Source organism: Capnocytophaga sp. oral taxon 324 str. F0483 (assembly GCF_000318315.2).
GTDB classification, from domain to species: domain Bacteria; phylum Bacteroidota; class Bacteroidia; order Flavobacteriales; family Flavobacteriaceae; genus Capnocytophaga; species Capnocytophaga ochracea.
In genome coordinates this window covers 9,034-32,376 of record NZ_KB291522.1, presented here as the reverse complement: position 1 = coordinate 32,376, position 23,343 = coordinate 9,034, and the positions used below count along the sequence as shown (strand labels likewise).

Sequence of the window (23,343 nt, the reverse complement as noted above, 5' to 3'; positions counted from 1 at the left end):
GGTTGGAGGATTAGAGTCGTTGTTTGAGAGCTTCGTACAAGAAAACAGCACAAGCTACCGAAACGTTTAGCGAACTAATATCGCCTACCATTGGCAATTTGGCTTTGCTATCTACTACTTTGAGTACTGCTGGCGATACCCCGACGTCTTCCGCCCCCATCACAATAGCGGTAGGTACCGTAAAGTCTTCGGCGTATAGCAATTGACTAGTCTTCTCGGTCGCTGCCACTACCCTAATGCCACTGCCTTGCAAGTAGTACACGGCATCTACGAGGTTTTCGACCTTGCAGATAGGCACACGAAACACAGCTCCAGCCGAGGTTTTGACAGTATCGGCGGTGATGCTCACACTGCCACGCTTAGGGATGATAATCCCCGAAACGCCTGTACACTCTGCCGTGCGGATAATCGCGCCAAAGTTGCGCACATCAGAAAGGTGGTCTAACACAAGGAAAAGCGGTGTGGCTCCGCTTTCGGTAACTGAGATTACCAAATCCTCAAAATTGTGATAATCTACGGGGGAGAGGTTCGCCACTACCCCTTGGTGGTTTTTCTTGGTAAGGCGGTTCAGTTTCTCAACGGGCACATACTGCACGGGCACTTGGGCTTCTTGCAGTAGAGGCATTAGCTCTCTAAACAAACTACCTTGTAAGCCTTTTTGCAAGAAGACTTTATCGATGGTTTTACCTGCTTTGAGAGCTTCTATCAGGGCACGAATGCCGTATATTTGGTTTTCTTGTTCTTGCATTCTTTAGAGTTTTGAATTAATTTCTAGCAACTTCGCTGTATTTAAAGTCTCGCACGGATCTCACAGATTACACAGATTTTTTACTGATATTTTTTATAATGTTTACCTATATCACAGATTAGCAGCTTTCGCTGTTAGATTTCACAGAGTAACAAACAATATGCAAAGATAGTATTTTTTAGAGAAAAAAGCTAACCTTTAGAATTTAAAACTTCTAAACATCTGCTTAAAACTTCTTGATTATTTACAATTACAACATTTAATTTCTTTCTTGCTCTTGTAATATTCTGATATAACATACCGAATTTATCATAATATGATTCTTTTTCTTTTTTTACTGATAATTTATTTTTATCATCATAGTAAAATGAATCGTCTATAACAACTACAACATTATCAAATTCCTGTCCTATTATTTTATGTGAAGTACTTTCTTCTGGAATATCATATTCAAATTCTTTTTCATATCTTGATGATGTGTAATTGATAATTTTCCACACTTTCTTATCTCTTAAAATTTCCAAATAGCTAGTTACGAGATTAAGTGATGTAAAATATTTTAATGAAATATTTCTATATAATATCTTCTTAAAATCTTTCTTATTATGAAGAATTGATTTTACAAATGTTAATATTTCTTCACTAGTCCTAATAGTATCTGTCAGTTGGTTTTCTATTACAGAAACTCTATTTTTTATATATTTCTCTATATTATTAGAGACTTCACTTTTTTCAAGGCATTGCTTAGGATCAAGAGAAAAAATACACTTCTTTTTAGCTTCAAAAATAGATTTTGTTATGTGTTCTATTTGTTTTAATTTCACTCTTTGAGCTTCATCTAACATAACAATAGAATATTCGTCAAAATTAAACCCTTTCTCATCCAATGCTTCATTTGGAACATCTATATCTCTTATAGAAACAATATTCAATATCTTTTTTTCGTTTAGTTCTTGTTGTCCTTTATTCAAATTACCACAATGTATTACTAAAACTTTTTCTCCTTTTTCTGTTAATTCTCTTGCAATATCATATACAAGGAGTGTTTTTCCTGTCCCTGCTCCTCCCTTTATTGTAAAAAACAATTGCTCATCTTTGCTATCTTCTGGATTAATAATTTTATTTTTTATATCTTCTTGTTGTTTGGTTAAAAAGTATTCTTTTTTTACAAATCTATCTGTTGAATTAAAAGGAGAAACTAAATAATTAGAAGGATCAAACAATCTTTCTAAATTTTCTATTTCCTCTACTTCTTGTACAGATAACAACTTAGATAATTCCTGAAAACTTGTAAGTACTAAATCTTCTTTTTCTAATTTATACAATTTATTTTCTTTTGCTACATAAGTAAAATGAAAGGTATCCTTTCCTAAAAAACTAAGATAATACTTATTTTGTTTTAATTGTTTTTTAATTTTCTCTTCTGTTGTAAATTCATTTTTTAATTCTACATTAATAACAGACTCTTTTCCTATTCTCAATATATCAAACTCTTTTGATATCTGAGGAATTGTAAAACCAAGATAGTATCCTTCTAATACTTTAAGACTAGTTCTAATTCTATCAAAAAAAGATTTCAAATCTTTCTTCTCCTGTTCTTTTAAACTTACTCCAAAAAAACTTAGATAATTATTAAATAATTCTTCTTTATCAAATGTATCATAAGCACTTATTATTGATGCTAAATTAACTTCTTTCATAGAATTTGTTTTTTTCGGCAAAAATACTAAAAACTTCTTCTTTCTGCAAATGAATAATTTTTAAATAGTAATGAGAGTAATGAAATAGAACGATATAATTAAATAACTAATTATAGATTTAAACTTTGCCAAAGGTCGTAGCGCGACGGGCGGGTAGAAACTTTGGCAAAGTTGATACTGCAAAAGAGACTTTATTTGCGTTTTTTAATTACTTCTTTAATATCTTTTCTCTTGGAATAAGCCACGGGCTTCGCATAGCCGATGCGCAAGAGGATTTGTGGATAGGCTTTTGCAATGGGTAAATCGGCTTGCAGTTGCGCACGGAGTTCGGGCACTTCACACGGCTGATTGAGGTAAGCATTGGCGATGCCTGCTTCAGTAAGGACGAGCAAAAAGCGTTCTAATAAACGACCTGTATTTATCCAAGTGCGGATATCGTCTTTCTCAGAAGTGATAAGCACTATATCGGAGGAAGATTGTATCTTTTTCAAGTCGGTTTTGTTTTGCTTATCGGCTTTTAGTGATGCCTTTACAATGGGTTCGGTTACCCAACGAGGGAGATTAGGAGCGCCGAGCACTGCGTAACTGAGTCCGTCGTGAGTGCTTTCAGAATGCTTTTTGTTGAAGCGTATCCACGAGAGGAGTTCGTTTTTGAAAGCGGGGTCAGCCATTTGCACGGCATTGCCTTGCATTACTGCTTCGGTGAGTATTGCAAAAAGCGGAGAACCATTGGCGAAAGTGTAGAGCTTTGCCCCCGTATCGTCCATAGATTTGCTTACTAAACTTTCGAGCAAAGAAGCGTCGATGCGTTTGCCGTCGTATACCGAACGGTTGGTTTGGCGCTTAGGAATGACAGCTGCTAAGGAACTGGGTGTTACATCTTCTCGTTTTTGCAAAAGCACGGTGATGACACCTTCGCTGGTGAGTTGTACCTGGGTGTGATAGTGCAATTCGGTGGCTTTTAGGCAAAGGTTTTCCAGAGCACAGCCCAAGCTCATAAACAGTTCGCGGTGTTTACCGTCTACGGCAGGGAGCGCTTTGGTAAAATCGGGCGTAATAATGATGCGGTTGTTCTCAACAGTGAAGAACCAAGGTTGAGAATTGTGACCTGAAGGGGCTTGTGTAGCCGCAGTGACCAATGTGAGGAGGTCGGGATTTTGACCGTTGGACTTTAAGGTAGCCAACGTCATAAGAAGTGTGATACTAAACATTTTTAAGTTCATTTTTAAGTTGTTTTTGTTTTACAGTGCAAAGTAACGTTGAAAAAGCGATGGAAAAATGAACTTGGGTTAAGAAATGCGTGAATGGCAATTAGAGAATTAGGAAATGAGAAAATTAGAAAATGAGTAATGATAAAAAATAGTTTTTGACAGGTTTGACTTGTTGGACAAATCAGACTGGTCAGGGGTTTTCGGAAGGAAACGGAATTTTTCAGAAGGAGACTAAGGGAGTATTTGGTGAAAAAAGGGTGTGAGGATGAATGTAGTTAGCTTATAGAGAGCTTATAGGAAGCTTATACGAATCTTAGAAGATTGGTATAGAAAGAGTATATAAGTAGTTGATAGTGAATAGTTAAAAGTGAGAAGAAAAGCGAAAGAAATCGGTATTTATATATAAAGATTATTCATAAGAAGTAAAAGGATTAAAAAAAGCTGCCTCATTTTAAGAAGCAGCTTTTTTGTTAATTGTTCATTATCAATTGTTCATTAAATTAAACCACGCCTTGGTCGAGCATTGCGTGAGCTACTTTCATAAAGCCTGCGATGTTAGCACCTTTTACGTAGTTAATATAACCATTTTCCTGACCATATTTGAGGCAAGCGTTGTGGATAGACTCCATAATTTGGTGCAACTTAGCATCAACTTCTTCAGCTCTCCACGCGAGGTGCGCTGCATTTTGAGTCATTTCAAGACCCGAAGTAGCTACTCCTCCTGCATTCACTGCTTTACCTGGGGCGAAAGGCAATTTAGCATCTTGGAACACTTTGATAGCCTCAGGAGTACAGCCCATATTCGATACTTCGGCTACGAGTTTTGCACCATTTTTGATAAGCATTTGAGCATCACTGCCATCTAATTCGTTTTGGAATGCACAAGGTAAGGCAATATCACAAGGGATAGTCCACGCTTTTTTACCTGCGGTAAACTTACTTTCTTTAGCAAATTTTTCGGCAAAAGGAGCTACAATATTGCGGTTAGAAGCACGAAGCTCTAATAGGTAGTTAATCATTTCGTGAGTCATACCATTAGGTACTTCTACACAACCATCGGGGCCTGAAAGTCCGATAACTTTGGCGCCCAACTGAGTTGCTTTTTGTGAGGCACCCCACGCTACGTTACCAAAGCCTGATACTACTACGCGTTGTCCTTTGATATCTCTGCCGAGTTTTTTAAGCATATGATCTACAAAGTAGAGCGCGCCATAACCTGTAGCTTCAGGACGAATGAGCGAACCTCCCCAGTTGATACCTTTACCGGTGAGTACCCCAGTGTTATACTCGTGGGCTAATTTTTTGTACATACCGTACATATAGCCTATTTCGCGTCCGCCAACACCCACGTCGCCAGCAGGCACGTCGGTATCAGGACCTATATATTTCCAAAGTTCGAGCATAAAGGCTTGACAGAAACGCATAATTTCGGCATCGGATTTACCGGTAGGGTCGAAGTCAGAACCCCCTTTAGCACCTCCCATAGGCAGGGTAGTAAGTGCATTTTTGAAAGTTTGTTCGAAGCCAAGAAATTTAAGCATTGAAGGGTTTACAGCTTTGTGGAAACGGATACCACCTTTATAGGGACCTATGGCAGCGTTGAACTGCACGCGGTAGCCGAGGTTGCTTTGCACTTCGCCTTTATCATCTACCCAATCCACGCGGAAGGTATGAATGCGGTCGGGCTCTACGATACGTTCTATAATTTTAGCTTTGGCAAATTCGGGGTGCTGGTTGTACACCTCTTGTACTGATTCAAGCACTTCGTGTACTGCTTGCAAGTACTCTTTTTCTCCTGGGTGTTTTGCCTCTAAGGAGGTCATTATTTTTTTTACGTCCATAATATATTTAATTAGTTATGAATTATGTGTTAATGAATTATTTAGTTACGCAAATATATTAATGAGCGACAAAAGTAGTTAATATTATTGAAATGTGCAAAGAAAACGAAAGAAGTTTTTATTAAAAAGATTTATTTTCAAAAGAAAATGAAGTTTTACCTTACATATAAAAAGCCTTTTTGTTGTTCTTCTTTTCCGCGCTTGCTGTAACGAACGATATAGAAATAAGTGCCGTGAAGAGCTTTGCTATTCCCTATAAAACCTTTGGCATTAGCATAACCTCTAAAATAATCGCCATTTTTACCATAATGCTCGTTTTCATATACTTTTAACCCCATTTCATCAAATATGAGAAGATGAATAGAACTATTAGTATCTGCTCCTTCTACTATGAAATAATTGTTAGTATTCTCAGTAGAAATGCCATTGTAGATAACAATGTTTTTCTCTGGCTCTTGCTGTGGTTTTTTTGCTATGGGTCTTACTATAATGGTTTGCTTGTGTACTGACTCATTAGCACAATCATCTTTGGCTACCCAAGTATATATTATTTTATTGCCAAGGGTTTCTTTGGTAGGAACGACTTGAAATGTACCTTTACAATTATCGGTAGCAGTAAGAGTAGCCCCAAGAAGTATTTTAGCTCCTTCATCAATCGTTGCATCTTGAGGTAAGCTCCCTACAAAAGTAGGTTTTTGGGTATCATTCACTACGATTGTTTGTTGATAAGTAATGGTTTCACAGCCATCGTAAGCCTTGAATGTGCGCTGAATGGTAAAGCTATTGGGACAAGTTCCAGCAAGCTTTTTATCTGTATGGGTAATAGTTACTGCTCCACAGCCCCCTTCGGTTATAGGGTTGGCAGGTGCAGGTATCTCATTAGCACATTGAACGGTTACATTTTTGGGTTTGCTATTCTCTACAAAAGTTAAAGGAGAGGGCGTTCCTGTTTTCTTTTTAATTTTAAAGCCTCCATTAGGCACTGATTTTCCGTTAGAGGTTTTATAAGGCGCTACATTGGTGATAGCAAAAGCGATATGGTCTATCACTTCCACTTTGATAACCCCCGCAGGAAGTTGGATTTTTGGTTGTTTGCCCCATTCTACTGTGCCTATCTCGATATTAGGAAGTGTAATCTCGCAAGTACCATCGTTTTCGGTGGTTTCTACCAAAGTATATTTAAAAGTTTTACCTAAATCATCGGAAAGGAAGATGCGCACTTTGCTATTGGGGTCAAAGAAGTTAGGGTCTACTTGCCAATGAAGTGTTATTTTATCACCCCCTTGGTACTCGTCGTTCATTCCGTTAGTGATCGCAAAAGTTTTACCGTCGGTGATATTTACCTTTACAGCTACCATATCATAATTCACAAAGTGTTGAGGGGCAGGATTAGAGGCCGCTAACCAAAAAGGATGTTCGCCCTTTGCATTAGGACGTGTATAGTTTATAAAACCTCCTGAATCGCTGTACTGTGTTTGGAAAGTAATAGGATTTCCGCCTATTTTCCCCTTACGAGTGAGGAACTTAGGATCGTTTACTCCTGCCCTACTGGTGAGTTGCGCTGTGTAATAAATAGGAAGATTGTTAGTGTTTGTCGCCTTGATACGGAATTGGAAATAAGTGTCCTTAGGAATGGTATAGGTTTCTTGTAGTTTAGTGCGGTCGATTGTAGGAAAAGAGTTTTCGGTTTTGATACCATAAGCATAATTGAAATTACTCACATCATTCCCATTGCGGTCTACTAACTGAGTGCGCTGAGAATCTTTGAAATAAGACCTATTGACAATCCCGCTACGTATTTGATAAGCGGTAGGGAGTGAAAAGAAAGCTCCATCGGGAAAATCGTTGCTATAGCCCATCAGTGATTGACCGTATCCAGGTTCTGTATAAAGAGAGTTACCTGAGTAGACGTTTTTAAAAGTGTGATCGGCACCAAATAAATGTCCGATTTCGTGAGCGATGGTTGCATTTTCAGCTATTGCCGAAGCCCCTCCTTTTCTTACAAGACGAAATCCTCCAGAAAAGAAAGCGAGTCCTGATAAGGTAGCATCGGTGCCAGGACCGATTACAATTCCTAAATCATACTGTTTATCGCCAATGAGTTCATTGATTTTTTCAGTTGAATTTCCGATGATATCATATCGCGATTTTTGATTGTACAACTGCTTGGCAGCTTCCTGAATAATGAGTCGGTTATCATCTACAATGCTGAATTTCACTCCTATATCGCGCACATATACCTCGTTGAGAAAGGTTTCGAGGTTGAGCAGGAAGTTTTTTACTTGTGTGATATCACTGCCGAAAGTATGGGCAAAGTCGTAGTAATCAACCAATACTGCCAAGCGATAGAGATAAAGAATCCCCTCGGGGTCGTTAGGCATTATAGATGTAGAGGTGGTGATAGGGCGTACTGTAGGGCTGTTTTGAGGAGAAGGAAAATGAGAGGTGTGCTGGTGAGTATCGGTACCACATTTTGCATTGGGGTTATGGCGGAGTCGCTCTTTTGCTGATAGCTTACCTTGCTGTGAGCCTATAAGTTGGTAAGTAGTCCCTTCCCATTGCAAGCTACCAGAAGCCTCTTTATTAGGGGGTACTACCAAAGTAGCCACAAACTGGTTTTGGCTGTAGCCTACAAAGGTGTGAATACCTTTATTTTGCTGAGAGTTTTCGCGCTCTTGCCATTGGAGATTAAGGGTTTCGCCATTAGGAAGGGCAATATTCCATTGTGCTTGAGCAGTAGTAAAACTGAGGTAGAGGAATAAATAGATAATATGTTTCATTTCTATTATTGGGTAATGTTTTTTAAGAGGGTTGTTAGTAGTTAGAGAAAAACTCCCCCTACTCAATAGTAAGAGGAGTTTTTAACATATATCATTTAAATATATAAATTACAAGGCTACGCGTTTGAAAGCTGTAATCTCTACATTTTTAGATTTTACAAAATCGGATACTTTTTTACTTTCATCGTAGATGTACACTTGGTCGAGGAGAGCTTTCTCTTGGTCGAGGGTAGTGTTATCGGAGATGAAGCGTTGTATCTTACCAGGAAGGATTTTATCCCAAATTTGTTCTGGTTTACCTTCAGCTTTCAATTCAGCTTTAGCATCGGCTTCAGCTTTAGCTAATACTTCAGGAGTGAGTTGTGCTTGTGAAACGTATTGAGGTACGTGTTTGAGCGGTTTTCCCAAGCGGTGTAACTCTTCGTTTTCTTTTTCGATAATTGCGATGCGAGCTTCGGTTTCTTTAGCGATGTACTCAGCTGAGAAATCTTTGTAAGAAAGGGTTTCAGCACCCATAGCAGCGATTTGCATCGCCAAGTTTTTACCTACTTCGGCAGCATCGGCGATAGCAGCTGATAAGCCTACGATTGCAGCGATTTTGTTACCGTGGTGAATATAAGAACCTACAAAAGGCGCTTCTACTTTTTCGAAAGCACCGAGTTCTATTTTCTCACCGATCACACCTGTTTGTTCAAGGAGTTTTTCGGCTACGGTAATACCTTTGTAGTTAAGGGCAAGAAGTTCGTCTTTGCTATTTACAGTAAGGGCGAGATCAGCTAAATCTTTAGCGAGGGCTACGAAATCGGCATTTTTGGCTACGAAGTCGGTCTCACAGTTGAGAGAGATGATAGCACCTACAGTGTGGTTAGCATTTACTTGAGCGATAGCAGCCCCTTCTTTAGAATCGCGGTCAGCGCGTTTAGCGGCTACTTTCTGACCTTTTCTGCGCAATACTTCGATTGCTTTATCGAAATCGCCTTCGGCTTCGATGAGGGCTGCTTTACAGTCCATCATACCTGCGCCGGTAGCTTGGCGGAGTTTATTTACGTCTGCGGCGGTAATATTTGCCATTTTTATTAATGTTTAATGATTAGTGATTAATGATTAATTCAATGTTCAAATGATTAATGGCTAAACGCTATTAACCATTAATCATTTAAGTATTAATCATTGCTTTCAGCTTCTTTGTTAGCTTCGGCTGTTCTACCTGAAAGACCTTCGTTTACAGCTTCGGTGATGTAAGAAAGTACTTTTTCGATAGCTTTAGAAGCGTCGTCGTTGGCAGGGATAGCAAAATCCACCTCACGAGGGTCGGAGTTTGTATCTACCATTGCGAAAATAGGAATGTTTAATTTTTGCGCTTCTCTTACAGCGATGTGTTCACGGAGTGTATCGACTACAAATAGAGCACCAGGGAGGCGAGACATATCGGCGATAGACCCTAAGTTCTTTTCGAGTTTTTCGCGCATACGTTCTACGTGTAGTTTTTCACGTTTTGAAAGGGTATCGAAAGTACCGTCTTTTTTCATTTTATCGATAGACGACATTTTCTTTACTGCCTTACGGATAGTTACAAAGTTAGTAAGCATACCACCAGGCCAACGCTCGGTGATGTAAGGCATTTTTACTGAAGTCGCTTTTTCGGCAACTACGTCTTTTGCTTGTTTTTTAGTAGCCACAAAAAGCACTTTTTTGCCAGAGGCTACGATTTTTTTGAGGGCTTCGGCAGCCTCTTCAATTTTAGCAGCGGTTTTGTACAAGTTGATTACGTGGATACCGTTGCGTTCCATATAGATGTAGGGAGCCATATTAGGATTCCATTTGCGGGTAAGGTGACCGAAATGTACACCTGCATCTAATAAATCTTTAATTTCTATGTTATTTGCCATTTCTTTTTAATAGTTTACGTTCCTACTATTAGCAATAGCTTGGAGAGGTTTTGTAAATTTTAGATAACCGCCTGAGCCATTTGGATGCTAAACTAAGGAGCAAATTGATATTAACGTTTAGAGAATTGGAATCTCTTACGGGCTTTTTTCTGACCGAATTTCTTGCGTTCAACCATACGAGGGTCGCGTGTTAAAAGCCCTTCGGGTTTCAATACGGCGCGGTTTTCAGCGTCGAGTTCGCAAAGTGCGCGAGCGATAGCCAAACGAACAGCTTCGGCTTGACCAGTGATACCACCACCATACACGTTTACTTTTACATCGTAAGCATCTTCAGCACCTACAAGGCTGAGGGCTTGTTTTACTTTGTATTGTAGTGTAGGGGTAGTGAAATAATTGTTGAGTTCGCGTTTGTTTACGGTGATAGTACCGTTACCTGCTTTAAGGTAGATACGCGCTACGGCGGTTTTTCGTCTACCAATGGTGTGAATTACTTCCATTATTTCAAATCGTTTAAGTTAATGGTAACAGGTTGTTGAGCTTCTTGTTTGTGCTCGGTACCTGCATACACTTTTAAATTACGTAAAACTGCTGCACCCAATCTTGTTTTTGGCAACATACCTTTTACAGCTTTTTCGATGATACGTTCTGGGTGTTTGTCGAGGAGTTGTTTTACTCCTGTGAAGCGTTGTCCTCCTGGGTAACCAGTGTGGCGAAGATAAGATTTATCTTCCCATTTGTTCCCTGTAAGGTTGATTTTCTCGGCGTTGATAACAATTACGTTATCGCCACAATCAACGTGAGGGGTAAATTCGGGTTTGTACTTACCGCGAAGTAGCTTGGCTACTTTAGAGGCAAGGCGACCCAAAGTCTGTCCATCAGCATCTACCAAGACCCACTTTTTGTTTACAGTGGCTTTGTTGGCAGAGATGGTTTTGTAGCTTAATGTGTCCACTCTTTGTGATTTTTATTAAAAATTAAACATTCCTTAATAGTGTCATCAAACGACACTTTTATTTTTAGAGCGCAAAAGTACGACAAATATTTGAAACTGCAAAATTTTTGAGAGATAAGAGGTAAGAGGTAAGAGGTAAGAATGTGACAATTAGCAAATTAAGGAATCAGGAAATTAGCAGATTAGCCAAAATTTAAATTAATACGAGTTCGAAGTGAGAAATTAAAATATCGCGTTTTATTTGTTAAAAACTCTATTTTATGATTTTTTCTTCAATAATTTATGAAGCACATTTCTTCTATTGATATTCAACATACTAACATCTTTCCTTCGCCTTAGCTTCGGTATAGGTTCGTCTTAGCTTCGCTCTTCCTTCGGTCAAACTCCTATTAAACGACAAAGAAGGTGTTCTTTTCATTTTATTGATATGCAATGTTTTAACATTTTTAAACCCACAAAAGACTATCAAGTATTCTGTTTTCTAAACTTTAAAATATTTGCAGGGATTTAAGAATCATTAACATTTTTCTAATATCTAAATTAGCAGTTAGGAAGATAAGAGTTAGTAAAAAAGAGGATTGTCTTCGTCGTAATGTTCGTTTACATAGTGAATGGTGATGCCTCTCTTTTTTTCGGGTTAACACACCATATATTTCTTTTATTGTCTTATTTGGACAAAAACTGAGATAAATTTAATGTTTTTGTTTGAAATATGTTAGAAAAAATATATTTTTGCCCTATAAAATTAAAACACCCTTCAAAATGAAACTTTGTTTTGCCATATTATCTCTTTTTACATCTTTGGCTTATGCGCAATATACCTTGCCATCTCAAGACATTGCCCTCATTGTTTACAATAAAGATAGTGACATAACAGTCTATAAACAAACCCAAAATGGCAAATATGTTGAAGCTTCACTACAAAAACACTACGATAAAACCTATCAGGGGTATTACCGCCCTTTTACCCTGTCGTGGAAATATGATACCAAAGAAAAAACGCTATCCGAATTATTAGAAAAGGGAGATAAACTCATCTATCCACGCGACATTCGTCCTACTGAATGGGCAAACTTTATAAACCATCCGCTTGTTACCTCTCATTTATTGTCTTTTTCTGAAGATAATGGCAAGTATAAAAAAAGAGCCAAAACCATTGTAAAGTTTTTAAATCCATCACTGGCAACTGTACAACTCCTGCAATACAAAAAAGCTGATTCAGAAGATGTAGGTGGATATTTCTATACTGAAGAAACCAAAATTAAGAAATGGCGACCTTATGAGGTGAGGTATTCCCCTCTAATGGCGCTCGATTTTGGCGAGGGTAGAAAGGTATATCTTTTAGAAGAATCGGATATGATAGTGCCTTTGCAGCATAAAACGCTATTTATATCAAACGAATACAGTGTTTGTACTTCTTTGAAAGCTGAAAATGGGAAGTCTATTGATACCTCTTACCTCACTGACTTTTACGATTTATCTGATTATTACGACTATCACAAGATAAATGAGTTTTTATATCTGCTTCCTAAAGGTGATAAATACGAACTCAAAAACCGATACCTTCAAAATGTATTACCTAAAAGTTACGATACGATTCTCTTCAATCGCTGGGCTATTATCGGGAAAGAAGGAACTCAAATAGACATCTACAATGCACTTTTTGAAAAACAACCGCTTACGGGAGTGCTATCGGCTTATCTTACGGATAATGGCTCTATAGAAATGCTTACTGATAAAGGGGTGAGCTATTACAATATCCAACAAACGAAGAAAAACTTAAGACAAATGATTTTTAGACAGGGGAATGATGTATATAGATCACCTAAATTGGGCTATCACATAGAGAAAGATTCCTTAACATATGAATACTATGTGTCGTATATAAGTGATAACTATGATTTAAAACTTCACGGACGAAATTACTACCTTACCGATCGCCTTGCAGAGGAACATCTTTCGTTTATAGGTGAACGAAAATACTTTTATGACTCTCATACGCAAAAACTTATAGCTACCCAGATTCCTATTTGTGTAGAAAGAGGTGATAAGTATGGTTTGTATCTCTATACTTTTTCAAATGTTTTTGCAGGAGAATATGAAAAAATACTATTCTCTTTATACGAATACGAGTTTGAACCTCCTGATAAACTAAAGATGTTTGACCCTCAGTATCTCACAGGAAAAGAAGTACTTCCTATAGCATTTGATACTATAGAAATTAGTAAAGATGACAAGCGGATTATTTTCTCTAAGGACGGAAAAATAGGTATCTATCCTCAGGTTACTGCTGAGTATGAGCTTCTCGAAAAGATATCCTCTTCATTTTACAAAATCATTAAAAATGGACGCAAAGGGTATTTAGACTTTCATTTGCTTAGAGAATATTTATGACAGTAACTCTTCTATGACCCTTGGGAAATACTCATATTCTAACAAGTGAATTTTTTCGGCTAAGGTATCGGGAGTATCGGTGGGGAGTATGGTTGTTTTGGCTTGGAAGATGATATTACCTTCGTCGTAATGTTCGTTTACATAGTGAATGGTGATGCCACTTTCTTTTTCGGCATTGGCAATGACGGCTTCGTGCACGTGTGAGCCATACATTCCTTTTCCGCCGTATTTGGGCAAAAGAGAAGGGTGTATGTTGATGATTTTATGAGGATAAGCCTCAGTGAGATAAACAGGTACTTTCCACAAAAATCCTGCCAGCACGATAAGGTCGGGGTGCTGGAATTTAAGGATATTGAGGACGATATCCGACTCATAGAACGTTTGTCGGTTGAAGACTAAAGAGGGAATGGCTAAGCGTTTGGCACGAGTGAGTACGCCTGCCTGAGGGTTATTGCAGAGTATAAGGCTTACCTGCGCAGTGCCTTTTTGGTGGAAATAGGTAGCGATACGTTCGGCATTGGAGCCTGAACCTGAGGCAAAAATGATAATCTTTTTCATAGGGGGTAATTTAAACATCTCCCTAACCCCTCTTCAAAGGGGGAAGGTGGAGCGCAAAAGCGATGGGTTATTCTTGGGTGAGTTGATGAGAAAAATCTTCTATGAGTTGGGTTACGGATTTGTAAATGGTGGCGTAATCGGTGAGTTCTTTCCCTATATAGAGAAAGGCAAGGGCATACTTTTCGGTTTTTACGGGCAATAGGTGTTTTTGGAGTCGGTAGCTTTCGCGCAGGCGTCGTTTTAGCAAATTGCGATGTACTGCGCGCTTGAAAGTGCGTTTGGGCACACTGATAAGCAGTTGATAAGGAGCTTCTAAACTGCTAACAGAGGCGTACAACAACCTAAGCGGATAGCAGGTAAGTGCCTCGGCTTGGGCAAATAGTTGCTGAATGGCTTCACGCTTGCAGAGTTTTTCGGTTTTGGGAAAAGTAGGCAAAATAAAACACATTAAATTCGACGGCAAAGGTAAGAAAGAATTAACAAATGGACAAATGAAAAGAGTGGTCTTAGCTTATAGAAAGCTTATAGGAAGCTTATAGGAAGCTTATACGAATCTTGGAAGATTGGTATAGAAAAGGCGTTAATTCATTGAATATCACGTGTTAAATAAATGTTAATAAGAAAAAGGAATGATTAAGGAAAGAGCTAAGAAACGAAAGGGTGGCAGATAGCTGAGAAATCTTTTTATTGCTATTTGCTATTTAATTTGTACATTTGCACCTTAATTACAGAATTGAGATATGAAGACAAGTGTTATTTTATTTATAGCAGGTGTTGTGCTTATTGTTTTAGGAGCTCTTGCTAAGATATTGCATTGGGAAGTGCCTGTTAGCGGTTCTTTATTTATAGCATTAGGTTTTATACTGGAAATTACAGCTTTATGCTCACTTTTAGCGAGAAGCAGGAGAAGCAGATAGTCTTTCTTGATAGTTGAGATTTTCTTTATAAAAGGAAGTAAAAAAGCACCAAAGGTAAGGGAGAATAGTTCTTCCTTACCTTTGGTGCTTATAGAAAACGGATTTTAGATTCTATTTTTTGCTATTTTGCTTGCCTAAATAATGGTCGAGAGCTACGGTCATTGAGGGACTCTCAGGTGAGGGAGCTTTAATATCAATGATAAGACCGGCTTCTTCGGCGGCTTTTAGGGTCGCATCGCCATAGACGGCTATTTTGGTTTTCTTCTGTGAGAAATCGGGGAAACTTTTAAACAGCGCCTCTATTCCTGCGGGCGAAAAGAAAGTAAGAATGTCGTACTTATTTTCTTTAATGGCTGAAATATCGCAATATACAGTGCGATAGAACACTACGCGTTCCCATTTTATCTTGATGTCGTTTAAAGCTGCGGTAGCCTCTGGTTTAGGGGCATCGGAACCTGGGAAGAGGAATTTCTCTTCTTTGTATTTTTTGAGGATAGGCAAAAGGTCAGCAAACTCTTTTTTACCTACGTATATTTTGCGTTTACGATAGGTAATATACTTCTGCAAATAGTAAGCGATGGCTTCGGATTGACAGAAATATTTCATAGTTGTAGGCACCTTAAAGCGCATTTCTTCAGCAATACGAAAGTAGTGGTCTACCGATTTACGGCTAGTGAGGATAACGGCTGTAAAATTAGTAAGGTCAATCTTCTGCATTCTGACGTCCTTAGCGGTCATTCCTTCTACCTTAATAAAAGGCACAAAATCCACTTTTACCTTGTGGTTTTCAATAATTTGTGCATAAGGTGAGCTTTCGGCTTTCGGTTCTGGTTGCGAAACTAATATCGATTTTACCTTCATAAATGTTATTTCTTTACACCTCCTAACGCCCTATTATGAAACAAATTGAGCCATTTTCTGTACTTCAATTAAGTATTTTGTTCCATAGATGAGAAAGATATAGGGTGCGATTTCGAGGGTGCAAAGATACAAAATAAAATAGAATAAATAAGGTTTTATTTCTTTTTGATTGTTTTTTATGATTTTAATCCATCCTAATACATTGATTGCTAACAATATGGATACTAACACAAAAAGTAATAAAAATAGCTGATTTTTATTGGTGAAAGGGATATAAACCCCCAAAAAGAGAAGTATAACCATTACAATTGCGGCATAAGATGAATAAGAAACCCTGGTGAAGATGTAATCTCTTGCGAAATCATAAAGGTCGAACAGGCTACTAATCCATTGTTGTAAGAGGAGTTTTGTGATTAACAATGACAAGACTATAAACACCAATTCCAGAAACATAAACTGAGGGTTGTAAAGTTCTGTGATGCCAAAATTCTTTAAAATAACATAGAAAAGAAGAGCTAAACACACACATTGCAAGAGAAAAAGCACTGTCATAAAGAGGTGCAATCGGCGTTCCTTTTTGCCGTAAATTACAATATATTTATTGTTAAACAGTAAGTTTTGATAATCGGCAAAGTGTTTAGGGTAGAATATACGTAGGAAAGCCACCAACCCAAAGATGAGTAGGAAGGCAGGAAATATCCACGAAAGATAAGACTGATGTAGTTCTAAGGCTTCCAAATACTGTATTTTATTATGGTTCGACTGTTGCTGGGTTCTCTTTTAGGGTCTCTAAGGGTAGCTTTCCAATGCTATCGCGTTGTTTTTTGAGTTTTTCTTCTACCTTTTTCACTATACGGTCATAGTCTTTAGGCAGGGAGGCATAATAGACCATATTTTGTGCGAGCGAAAGGCTATCAAGCTGATATTTCTTGTAGATGAACTGTTGCGGATTGAATTGTAAAGAATCTAGCATTTGGGTTTGTGAAACCTTCATAGATTCTAAAACAGCCAAATCGTAGAGCATACTTTCCATTTGCTTTTCGTCTAAAAACTTATCGGGTTTGGGTACGATGTTCCTTTTGCAGGCTACTACAATGAGTAGCAAAGCGAATATATAAATAATTTTTCTCATAGTCTTATCTGTTAAAAGTGATGCGTTGCCCCTGAGGCTCTGCAATTACCTTGCCATTGTGGTATACCTCTTTGCCATTTACGAAGGTACTCACTACAGCCGAGTGGAATTGTTGCCCTTCGAGCGGACTCCATCCACACTTGTAGAGCAGGTTGTTTTTTTGTACCGTCCACTGTGCATCCATATCCACCAAAACAAGGTCGGCGTAATACCCTTCTCGTAAAAAACCGCGATCTCTTACCTGAAAAAGGATTGCGGGATTATGACACATTTTCTCTACTATCTTTTTGATAGAAATAGTACCTTTGTAAGCTTTTTCGAGCATTGCCACGAGCGAGTGTTGCACCAAAGGTGCCCCCGAAGGGATATTCAGATAGCCCTTGCGCTGTTTTTCTTCGAGGGTATGAGGAGCGTGGTCGGTAGCAATCACATCGAGACGGTCGTCTAAAAGGGCTTGCCACAGCGCAGTACGGTCATCGGCAGTTTTTACAGCAGGATTCCATTTGATGAAAGCTCCACGAGTAGTATAGTCTTCATCAGTAAACCACAAGTGATGCACACACACCTCAGCGGTGATTTTCTTGTCCTTTAGCGGAATATCATTGCGGAAAAGCTCGGTTTCTTTAGCCGTAGAGAGGTGGAACACGTGTAGGCGTGCACCCGTTTTTTCAGCCAAAGCAATGGCACGTGAAGAGGACAGATAGCAAGCCTCAGCACTGCGAATATGAGGGTGCATCGCAATAGGGATATCCTCGCCGTACAATTCTTGATAGTGGGCTAAGTTCTTTCGGATAGTTGCTTCATCTTCGCAATGGGCAGCAATTACTAAATCGACATTATTGAAAATAGCTTCTATGGTTTTCTCGTTGTCTACGAGCATATTCCCCGTAGAAGAGCCTAAGAAAAGTTTCACCCCTGCACAAGCATTTTTATCTAAGCGTTTCAATTCTTCGAGGTTGTCGTTTGTTCCTCCCAAAAAGAAAGAATAGTTTGCAAACGACGACTGTTTGGCAATGACAAATTTCTCTTCCAAAAGCGGAATAGTTACCGTTTGGGGTACGGTGTTAGGTTGCTCAAAAAAGGTAGTTACACCACCTGCTACCGCAGCACGGCTTTCGGTAGCGATGGTAGCTTTATGAGTAAGCCCAGGTTCGCGGAAATGCACTTGATCGTCAATCACCCCAGGAAGGAGGTATTTGCCTTCGGCTTCCACCACCTTATAATTCCCTTTAGGAGTGATGTGAGTACCTATTTGGGCAATGCGCTCTCCCTCAATCAGGATGTCGCCTTGAAAGAGGGTATTTTCGTTTACGATGATTGCGTTTTTGATGAGGGTTTTCATTTCAATTATTCATTGTACACAAGATGTTTATACATTCCGCCAGCGAGGGCTTGGTGGTTTACATACGTAAATCCTAAACGGGTGTAAAGGCGTTCGGCAGCGGGGTTTTGTACATCTACGAGTAAGCCTATGGGCTGAGTAGTGACCTTTTTGAGGTGGGCTACCAATTGTGAGCCTATGCCCTTGCCTTGAGCAGTGGGCAATACGCTAAGGGTATCTATATAAAGTTCACCTTCGGCGGTCTCATCTTCTAAAACAATATCAATACCATAGCTACTGCGAATGAGTGCTAGCACAGGGGCACGCAAGGTGTGCAACTGCGCTCCATCATAGGCAATAACTGACCCTATTACAGTATTATTTTCCTCGTATACCCAAGCATTCTGGTAGGAATACTGATTGCCTTCCTGCTCAAAGAGATTTTGGAGTAGTGCAATGGCATCATCTCTATGTTCTTTGCCAATCATCTTATAGACGATTTCTTCCATTGCCTGAAACATCAGAGGGGCAACGGCAGAGGCATCGGTAGGGGTTGCGGGTCGTATCATCAGTTTAAAAATATCAGTTTTTGAATGAGAGGTTCCCCTAAACGTTCGTTGAGGTTATCAATAATCTTACTCTTGCCATAACTGAGTTCGTTACTGAGTGCAGGCGAGGTAAGACGGACGTATAATGTACTGCCTTTTAGCTCTACTGAGGAGGTATACTTAGCGATTGCTTTGCCCATCAGTTCATTCCACAGTTCTGGTAACGAGGCTTTCTGTAGTCCGTACGTTAAATGATTTTGTTTGACAATTTGCTGAATGACCTCTGAAAGAGTATTTGTATTTCCGTCCACAAATGCAAAGGTACAAAATAATTGCGAATGACGAGTTACAAATGGCGATTTTTTATTTTTCTCTTCTCATAGGACATTTAATGTTCTAACTTTTTCAAATTCTCCTTTCTTGTAAATATTAAAATACCTCTCTGATGTTTAAAATTATATTACATTAAAAAACAATAAATTATATTTCTAAAAGAAAAAAAACTTCACTGAAATTTGCTCAGTAACATTATTCTTTGTAATTATGCATTGAAATTATAAAAACACCAACAAAAATGAAAAAAATAATAATAATTTTTGCTATCACTTTAGCAGTGATATCTACTACTTACGCACAAGAAGTAGTGACAGAAACAACAGAAGAGATGACCGCCAGCAGTACACAAGAACCTATTGTAGTACAAGAAAAAAATCCTCTCTCTAAACGCCTCTTTTTTGGTTTTAGAGGAGGCTTAAATGTATCGACCCTTTCTTTTTCAGAAGTGTATGGCGCTATAAAGAATGATCAAAATACTTTTTCTCGCTATAATGCGGATCTAGGAATGGGTAGCAAAGCAGGGTTTCATATAGGAGTTTTGGCAGAATATAAAGTAAGTGATAAACTATTTTTAGAAGGAGGAATTGCTTACTCTAAACAAGGAGCCAAGTGGAAGAAAATAACTATGACTTTTATTGGGACACCTCCAACTATTAATGGAATACAATTGCCTTATAGCATATCTGGAGACGTTAAAGAAGCTTCTTTTATTCTTCATCAAATAAATATTCCTTTATGGTTAAAATATGATATTTCATATTTTCGTCCTAAAGTAGGTTTAAATTTTGGTTATGTTGCAAGTATCGCAAGCAAAATTTCACAAAACAATCTCTCTATGGCAATGTCAGAGGATTTAGATAACAGTTTTGACTTTGGAATGGGCTTTGGAATGGAATATAATGTGCCTTCTGGTTTCTTCTTTGATATAAACTATATTATAGGGCTTTCAAACTTGAGCGATGCTGATAGCGTTACGCAAGTTAAGTTTAAAAACCGCGTCTTACAATTAGGTGTAGGATATAAGTTTTAATTCCTCACCATCGAAAATGGCATAGGTAAAGTAGTGTATCCAGTCGCCGGTGTTGATATAAGTGCTTCCCTCTCCTACTTTGATAGTCATTGGTAGGTGGCGGTGACCAAAAAGGAAATAGTCGTAATGTTGCGTCTCAAGTTTGCGTTTGCAATACTGTACCAACCATTCGTTATCTTCGCCCAAGAAACGCACATCTTCATCACCTGAGATGAGCTTGTTTTTCACTGAGAGGTATTGCGCCAATCGCACACCTATATCGGGGTGTAACCATCGGAAGAGCCACTTACAAAACGGATTGGTAAAGACTTTCTTCATCCGCTTGTAGCCTTTATCACCGGGACCTAAACCATCGCCGTGTCCTATCAAGAAGCGTTTACCATTACATTCCACTTCTAGCGGGCGACGGTATACGGGAATGTTCAACTCAGTTTGGAAATAATCATCCATCCACAAATCGTGGTTACCTACGAAAAAGTAGATAGGGATACCACTATCTCGCAGTTCAGCGAGCTTGCCAAGAGTACGCACAAAGCCTTTGGGGACGACCTTTTTGTACTCAAACCAAAAGTCGAAAAGGTCGCCTAAAAGGAATATTGCCCCTGCATCAGCTTTGATAGTATCAAGCCATTGCACGAACTTTGCTTCGCGGGGTTTACTTTCGGCAACAGTGGGTGCTCCGAGGTGATTATCGGAAGCAAAGTATATCTTTTTATTTTCAGCTAATTCTATGGATAACATTATTTTTTAAGTTATCATTTACACAAAAATGTCTTTTCGTATCAATGAGCAATATGATATGGCAAAAAATGGCGTTTTTTTTCCACGTTATACCATACGTGGCAAAAAAAGACGTTTTTTTGCTACGTTATACTTTTTCTCTTTGGAGTACTTTTATCAAATTTTCATTGATATAATAGTTTGACTTCCCTACTTTCAACTTACTAAGTAACCCCATTTCGGCAATAGTATCTAAATAATGTTGAGCAGTGCGTCTAGCTTTATTCAAATCTTCTTGCAAAAACTCTATCTTAGTATATGGGTTTTTAAAGAGGTTGTTCAGTAAATCCTGACTGTATATCTTGGGTAACTCACTACGCAAGCGTTGCTTGGTTTGTTGCATCAGCGTTTTGATGTTTTGTACCATCTCAATGGTTTCAATTGCGGTTACTTCTACCCCTTTGAGTAAATACAAGATAAGCGTTTCCCAATCGCCATTAGTTCTTACCCCTTGCAAAGCTTTGTAATAATCAGTTTTATGCTGAATGATATACCGACTGAGGTAAAGTACGGGCAGGTCGAGCAAGCCTTGTAATACCAAATACAAAATATTGATGATACGCCCTGTGCGACCATTGCCATCATAAAAAGGGTGAATACTCTCAAACTGATAATGAATAATCGCCATCTTAGTAAGCGGATCAAGTTCCGAAAATTCAGGGTCGTTGATAAACCTTTCGAGGTTTGCCATTAAGTTGAGTATCTCTTCCTTATTTTGTGGAGGCGTATACACTACTTTGTTGTGATTGTTAATGAGCTTAGTGCCTGCTTGGGTTCTGAAACCTGCCTTGTTTGCTTCGAGTTGTTCTTGAATGAGCAATATATGTTTGTTGAGCAATATCCTCTGATTGCGCACAATTTCAAACCCCATTTTCAGACCTTTGACATAGTTTAGCACCTCTTTGCTGGCAGGATGGGTATCAATCATAATATTTTCCTTATAAAGGTCGTCGTGGGTAGTAACAATATTTTCAATCTCACTACTGCTTTTCGCTTCTTGTAAGGAAAGGGTATTGATGAGGATTTGTTCATTAGGTATCGTTTTTACTACTCCTTTCAGTTCAGCTAAATGCCTATGTGAGAGCGTGAGCTGTTTGAGTATCTCACGGGTCTCAATCTCTGGTGGAGGTGGTAATAAGGGTAATGTAAAATCTGTTTTCATTATCAAACATTCATCAGTTCAGTGAGGTCTTTTTGTAAAAACTCGGTATCGATATATACTTCTTTAGGGTCTTGAGGGTTGTAATACACATTGATATAGCCTTGTACATTGAGCTTTACTTGCGCTACACTGGCGTCTATATCGGCAACAGTAGTTTGATATACTTTTACAGGAGTAGTAGTTTTGTCGTAACACCTTATATAACTAAGCTTCAATTTTTCTTCTCCTAATCGCAATTTACTGAATAACATTGTCTCAGTGAGAAGCATTGTTTCCTCGAAATCACTTTTCATACGATTGTCTTCTACGGCTTGCAAATCGAAGGTTGTGTTTTCATTCATCACATCGCAATGTTCAGCATCAATACGCTTTTCTCGCCAGTGTTTACGAATATAGTTTGGTGTATTCCTGTTTAAGGTCTTTTGAGTAAACGAATTGCGCAAACGTTTTTTGACGTTTGTTTTGTGAAACCAAAAGATAATGCTTAATATAATTATTAGTACAAGTGCCATAGTTTACATATTTGTGTTATGAATTTTTTTTAAGGGTTAATTGCCATTAGCCCCTACAACAGAACGTAAAAGCAACTGATTGTCGATATAATCAAATTATCCAAAGGTGCGAGCCGCACAGGCAAAAACTTTGGCAAAATGTATAACGCCTTACTTTCCTCTTAATTATCTGAGGCGAACCATTCGGCATAGGAGCTTTCGGTTTCGCATAGGCGTACTGAAAATAGCTCGACCCCGGCGGGTAGTTGGTAAGCGATGCGTCGAGCAAAGTCGGTTACGAGGTTCTCGCTGGTGGGCTGATAGGGCACGGTGATGATGCGATGACCTTTGGCGCGCAGTTCTTCGGCTAATGCCTTGTGGGGTGAATGTTCGTTGAAGACCATAGCGTGGTCGAACGCTTCGATGATTTGCTCCTGCACGATGCGTTTGAGGTCGCCGAAGTCTATTACCATACCGTTTTTCACGTTATGGGGGTCGGTAATAGGTTCGCCTATGACAGTTACGTAGAGCTTATAGCTGTGTCCGTGCAGGTTTTTGCATTTGCCATCGTAGCCGTAAAGTGCGTGTCCTGCTTCAAAATCGAATTTTTTAGTAATGCGAATCATAGTTTATGACATTAGGGTATAGGAATTAAAGTGCAAAGGTATGAAATAATTAGGAAATTAGAAAAT

Annotated in this window: 24 protein-coding genes; 3 read left to right on the top strand and 21 right to left on the bottom strand. The window is 38.7% G+C overall.

The features are described 5' to 3' along the window. Positions 1 to 10: 10 nt before the first annotated feature. The 9 genes from rlmB to rplM all read right to left on the bottom strand — a co-directional run bounded on the left by rlmB (position 11) and on the right by rplM (position 11,121). A complete protein-coding gene (gene rlmB, locus HMPREF9072_RS06450; RefSeq protein ID WP_009410966.1) occupies positions 11 to 748 on the bottom strand; it encodes a 23S rRNA (guanosine(2251)-2'-O)-methyltransferase RlmB in 738 nt (245 codons plus the stop codon). Between the two features lie 191 nt (positions 749 to 939). Further along, positions 940 to 2,448: a DNA/RNA helicase domain-containing protein gene (locus HMPREF9072_RS06445; protein WP_009410965.1), complete on the bottom strand. Its 1,509-nt coding sequence runs from the start codon at positions 2,446 to 2,448 to the stop codon at positions 940 to 942. Between the two features lie 191 nt (positions 2,449 to 2,639). Next, entirely contained in the window at positions 2,640 to 3,671 is a 1,032-nt protein-coding gene (locus HMPREF9072_RS06440; protein ID WP_009410964.1) for a hypothetical protein, read from the bottom strand. A gap of 488 nt (positions 3,672 to 4,159) precedes the next feature. Continuing rightward, complete coding sequence (gene gdhA, locus HMPREF9072_RS06435; protein WP_009410963.1) at positions 4,160 to 5,500, bottom strand: NADP-specific glutamate dehydrogenase; 1,341 nt, start codon at positions 5,498 to 5,500, stop codon at positions 4,160 to 4,162. Positions 5,501 to 5,655: 155 nt separating this feature from the next. Further along, the gene (locus HMPREF9072_RS06430) at positions 5,656 to 8,280 is read right to left on the bottom strand and encodes a reprolysin-like metallopeptidase (protein WP_009410962.1); all 2,625 of its coding nucleotides are present in this window, start codon (positions 8,278 to 8,280) and stop codon (positions 5,656 to 5,658) included. A gap of 108 nt (positions 8,281 to 8,388) precedes the next feature. After that, complete coding sequence (tsf, locus tag HMPREF9072_RS06425; protein WP_009410961.1) at positions 8,389 to 9,351, bottom strand: translation elongation factor Ts; 963 nt, start codon at positions 9,349 to 9,351, stop codon at positions 8,389 to 8,391. A gap of 92 nt (positions 9,352 to 9,443) precedes the next feature. Next, on the bottom strand, positions 9,444 to 10,169 hold the full coding sequence (gene rpsB, locus HMPREF9072_RS06420) for a 30S ribosomal protein S2 (RefSeq protein WP_009410960.1): 726 nt from the start codon (positions 10,167 to 10,169) through the stop codon (positions 9,444 to 9,446). A 110-nt stretch (positions 10,170 to 10,279) separates the two neighbouring features. Further along, positions 10,280 to 10,666 (bottom strand): 30S ribosomal protein S9, encoded by a 387-nt coding sequence (gene rpsI, locus HMPREF9072_RS06415; RefSeq protein WP_002674299.1) that lies wholly within the window; start codon positions 10,664 to 10,666, stop codon positions 10,280 to 10,282. Continuing rightward, positions 10,666 to 11,121, bottom strand: coding sequence for a 50S ribosomal protein L13 (gene rplM / locus HMPREF9072_RS06410; RefSeq protein WP_002674296.1), 456 nt, complete (start codon positions 11,119 to 11,121; stop codon positions 10,666 to 10,668). Before rplM ends, rpsI begins: the two co-directional genes overlap by 1 nt. Before the next feature lie 762 nt (positions 11,122 to 11,883). On the opposite strand from rplM, the gene HMPREF9072_RS06405 reads away from it, so the two are divergent. Next, entirely contained in the window at positions 11,884 to 13,515 is a 1,632-nt protein-coding gene (locus HMPREF9072_RS06405; protein ID WP_009410959.1) for a hypothetical protein, read from the top strand. On the opposite strand, the gene purN is transcribed toward HMPREF9072_RS06405, so the two are convergent. Together purN and HMPREF9072_RS06395 are read right to left on the bottom strand one after the other, a co-directional pair. Beyond that, positions 13,510 to 14,073, bottom strand: coding sequence for a phosphoribosylglycinamide formyltransferase (gene purN / locus HMPREF9072_RS06400; RefSeq protein WP_009410958.1), 564 nt, complete (start codon positions 14,071 to 14,073; stop codon positions 13,510 to 13,512). The two genes, HMPREF9072_RS06405 and purN, sit on opposite strands and share 6 nt — an antisense overlap. A gap of 67 nt (positions 14,074 to 14,140) precedes the next feature. Then, a complete protein-coding gene (locus HMPREF9072_RS06395; RefSeq protein WP_009410957.1) occupies positions 14,141 to 14,521 on the bottom strand; it encodes a ribonuclease P protein component in 381 nt (126 codons plus the stop codon). 292 nt (positions 14,522 to 14,813) lie between these two features. On the opposite strand from HMPREF9072_RS06395, the gene HMPREF9072_RS12360 reads away from it, so the two are divergent. Continuing rightward, positions 14,814 to 14,990: a hypothetical protein gene (locus HMPREF9072_RS12360; RefSeq protein WP_009410956.1), complete on the top strand. Its 177-nt coding sequence runs from the start codon at positions 14,814 to 14,816 to the stop codon at positions 14,988 to 14,990. Between the two features lie 111 nt (positions 14,991 to 15,101). On the opposite strand, the gene HMPREF9072_RS06390 is transcribed toward HMPREF9072_RS12360, so the two are convergent. Genes HMPREF9072_RS06390 through HMPREF9072_RS06365 form a run of 6 tightly spaced genes read right to left on the bottom strand, consistent with a single transcriptional unit; the run spans position 15,102 to position 19,163 of the window. After that, positions 15,102 to 15,851: a uroporphyrinogen-III synthase gene (locus HMPREF9072_RS06390; RefSeq protein WP_009410955.1), complete on the bottom strand. Its 750-nt coding sequence runs from the start codon at positions 15,849 to 15,851 to the stop codon at positions 15,102 to 15,104. Positions 15,852 to 15,884: 33 nt separating this feature from the next. Then, the gene (locus HMPREF9072_RS06385; protein WP_009410954.1) at positions 15,885 to 16,589 is read right to left on the bottom strand and encodes a DUF4271 domain-containing protein; all 705 of its coding nucleotides are present in this window, start codon (positions 16,587 to 16,589) and stop codon (positions 15,885 to 15,887) included. Between the two features lie 13 nt (positions 16,590 to 16,602). After that, complete coding sequence (locus tag HMPREF9072_RS06380; protein ID WP_009410953.1) at positions 16,603 to 16,983, bottom strand: DUF4296 domain-containing protein; 381 nt, start codon at positions 16,981 to 16,983, stop codon at positions 16,603 to 16,605. Positions 16,984 to 16,987: 4 nt separating this feature from the next. Beyond that, positions 16,988 to 18,325: a dihydroorotase gene (locus HMPREF9072_RS06375; protein WP_009410952.1), complete on the bottom strand. Its 1,338-nt coding sequence runs from the start codon at positions 18,323 to 18,325 to the stop codon at positions 16,988 to 16,990. Between the two features lie 5 nt (positions 18,326 to 18,330). Continuing rightward, positions 18,331 to 18,873 carry a GNAT family N-acetyltransferase gene (locus HMPREF9072_RS06370; protein WP_009410951.1) on the bottom strand — a complete coding sequence of 181 codons (543 nt, stop codon included), beginning with the start codon at positions 18,871 to 18,873 and terminating at the stop codon, positions 18,331 to 18,333. Then, on the bottom strand, positions 18,873 to 19,163 hold the full coding sequence (locus HMPREF9072_RS06365) for a DUF721 domain-containing protein (RefSeq protein WP_009410950.1): 291 nt from the start codon (positions 19,161 to 19,163) through the stop codon (positions 18,873 to 18,875). The genes HMPREF9072_RS06370 and HMPREF9072_RS06365 overlap by 1 nt, the downstream gene beginning before the upstream one ends. Before the next feature lie 263 nt (positions 19,164 to 19,426). Here HMPREF9072_RS06365 and HMPREF9072_RS06360 point away from each other — a divergent pair, with 263 nt between their 5' ends. Further along, positions 19,427 to 20,218, top strand: coding sequence for a porin family protein (locus tag HMPREF9072_RS06360; RefSeq protein WP_009410949.1), 792 nt, complete (start codon positions 19,427 to 19,429; stop codon positions 20,216 to 20,218). On the opposite strand, the gene HMPREF9072_RS06355 is transcribed toward HMPREF9072_RS06360, so the two are convergent. From HMPREF9072_RS06355 to HMPREF9072_RS06340, 4 genes are all read right to left on the bottom strand, one after another. Then, positions 20,195 to 20,959: a UDP-2,3-diacylglucosamine diphosphatase gene (locus HMPREF9072_RS06355; RefSeq protein WP_009410948.1), complete on the bottom strand. Its 765-nt coding sequence runs from the start codon at positions 20,957 to 20,959 to the stop codon at positions 20,195 to 20,197. The genes HMPREF9072_RS06360 and HMPREF9072_RS06355 overlap by 24 nt on opposite strands. 127 nt (positions 20,960 to 21,086) lie before the next feature. Continuing rightward, a complete protein-coding gene (locus tag HMPREF9072_RS06350) occupies positions 21,087 to 22,160 on the bottom strand; it encodes a Fic family protein (RefSeq protein ID WP_009410947.1) in 1,074 nt (357 codons plus the stop codon). Between the two features lie 2 nt (positions 22,161 to 22,162). Beyond that, positions 22,163 to 22,672 carry a hypothetical protein gene (locus HMPREF9072_RS06345; RefSeq protein WP_009410946.1) on the bottom strand — a complete coding sequence of 170 codons (510 nt, stop codon included), beginning with the start codon at positions 22,670 to 22,672 and terminating at the stop codon, positions 22,163 to 22,165. A gap of 161 nt (positions 22,673 to 22,833) precedes the next feature. Beyond that, positions 22,834 to 23,277 carry a 6-carboxytetrahydropterin synthase gene (locus tag HMPREF9072_RS06340; protein ID WP_009410945.1) on the bottom strand — a complete coding sequence of 148 codons (444 nt, stop codon included), beginning with the start codon at positions 23,275 to 23,277 and terminating at the stop codon, positions 22,834 to 22,836. Positions 23,278 to 23,343 lie beyond the last annotated feature (66 nt).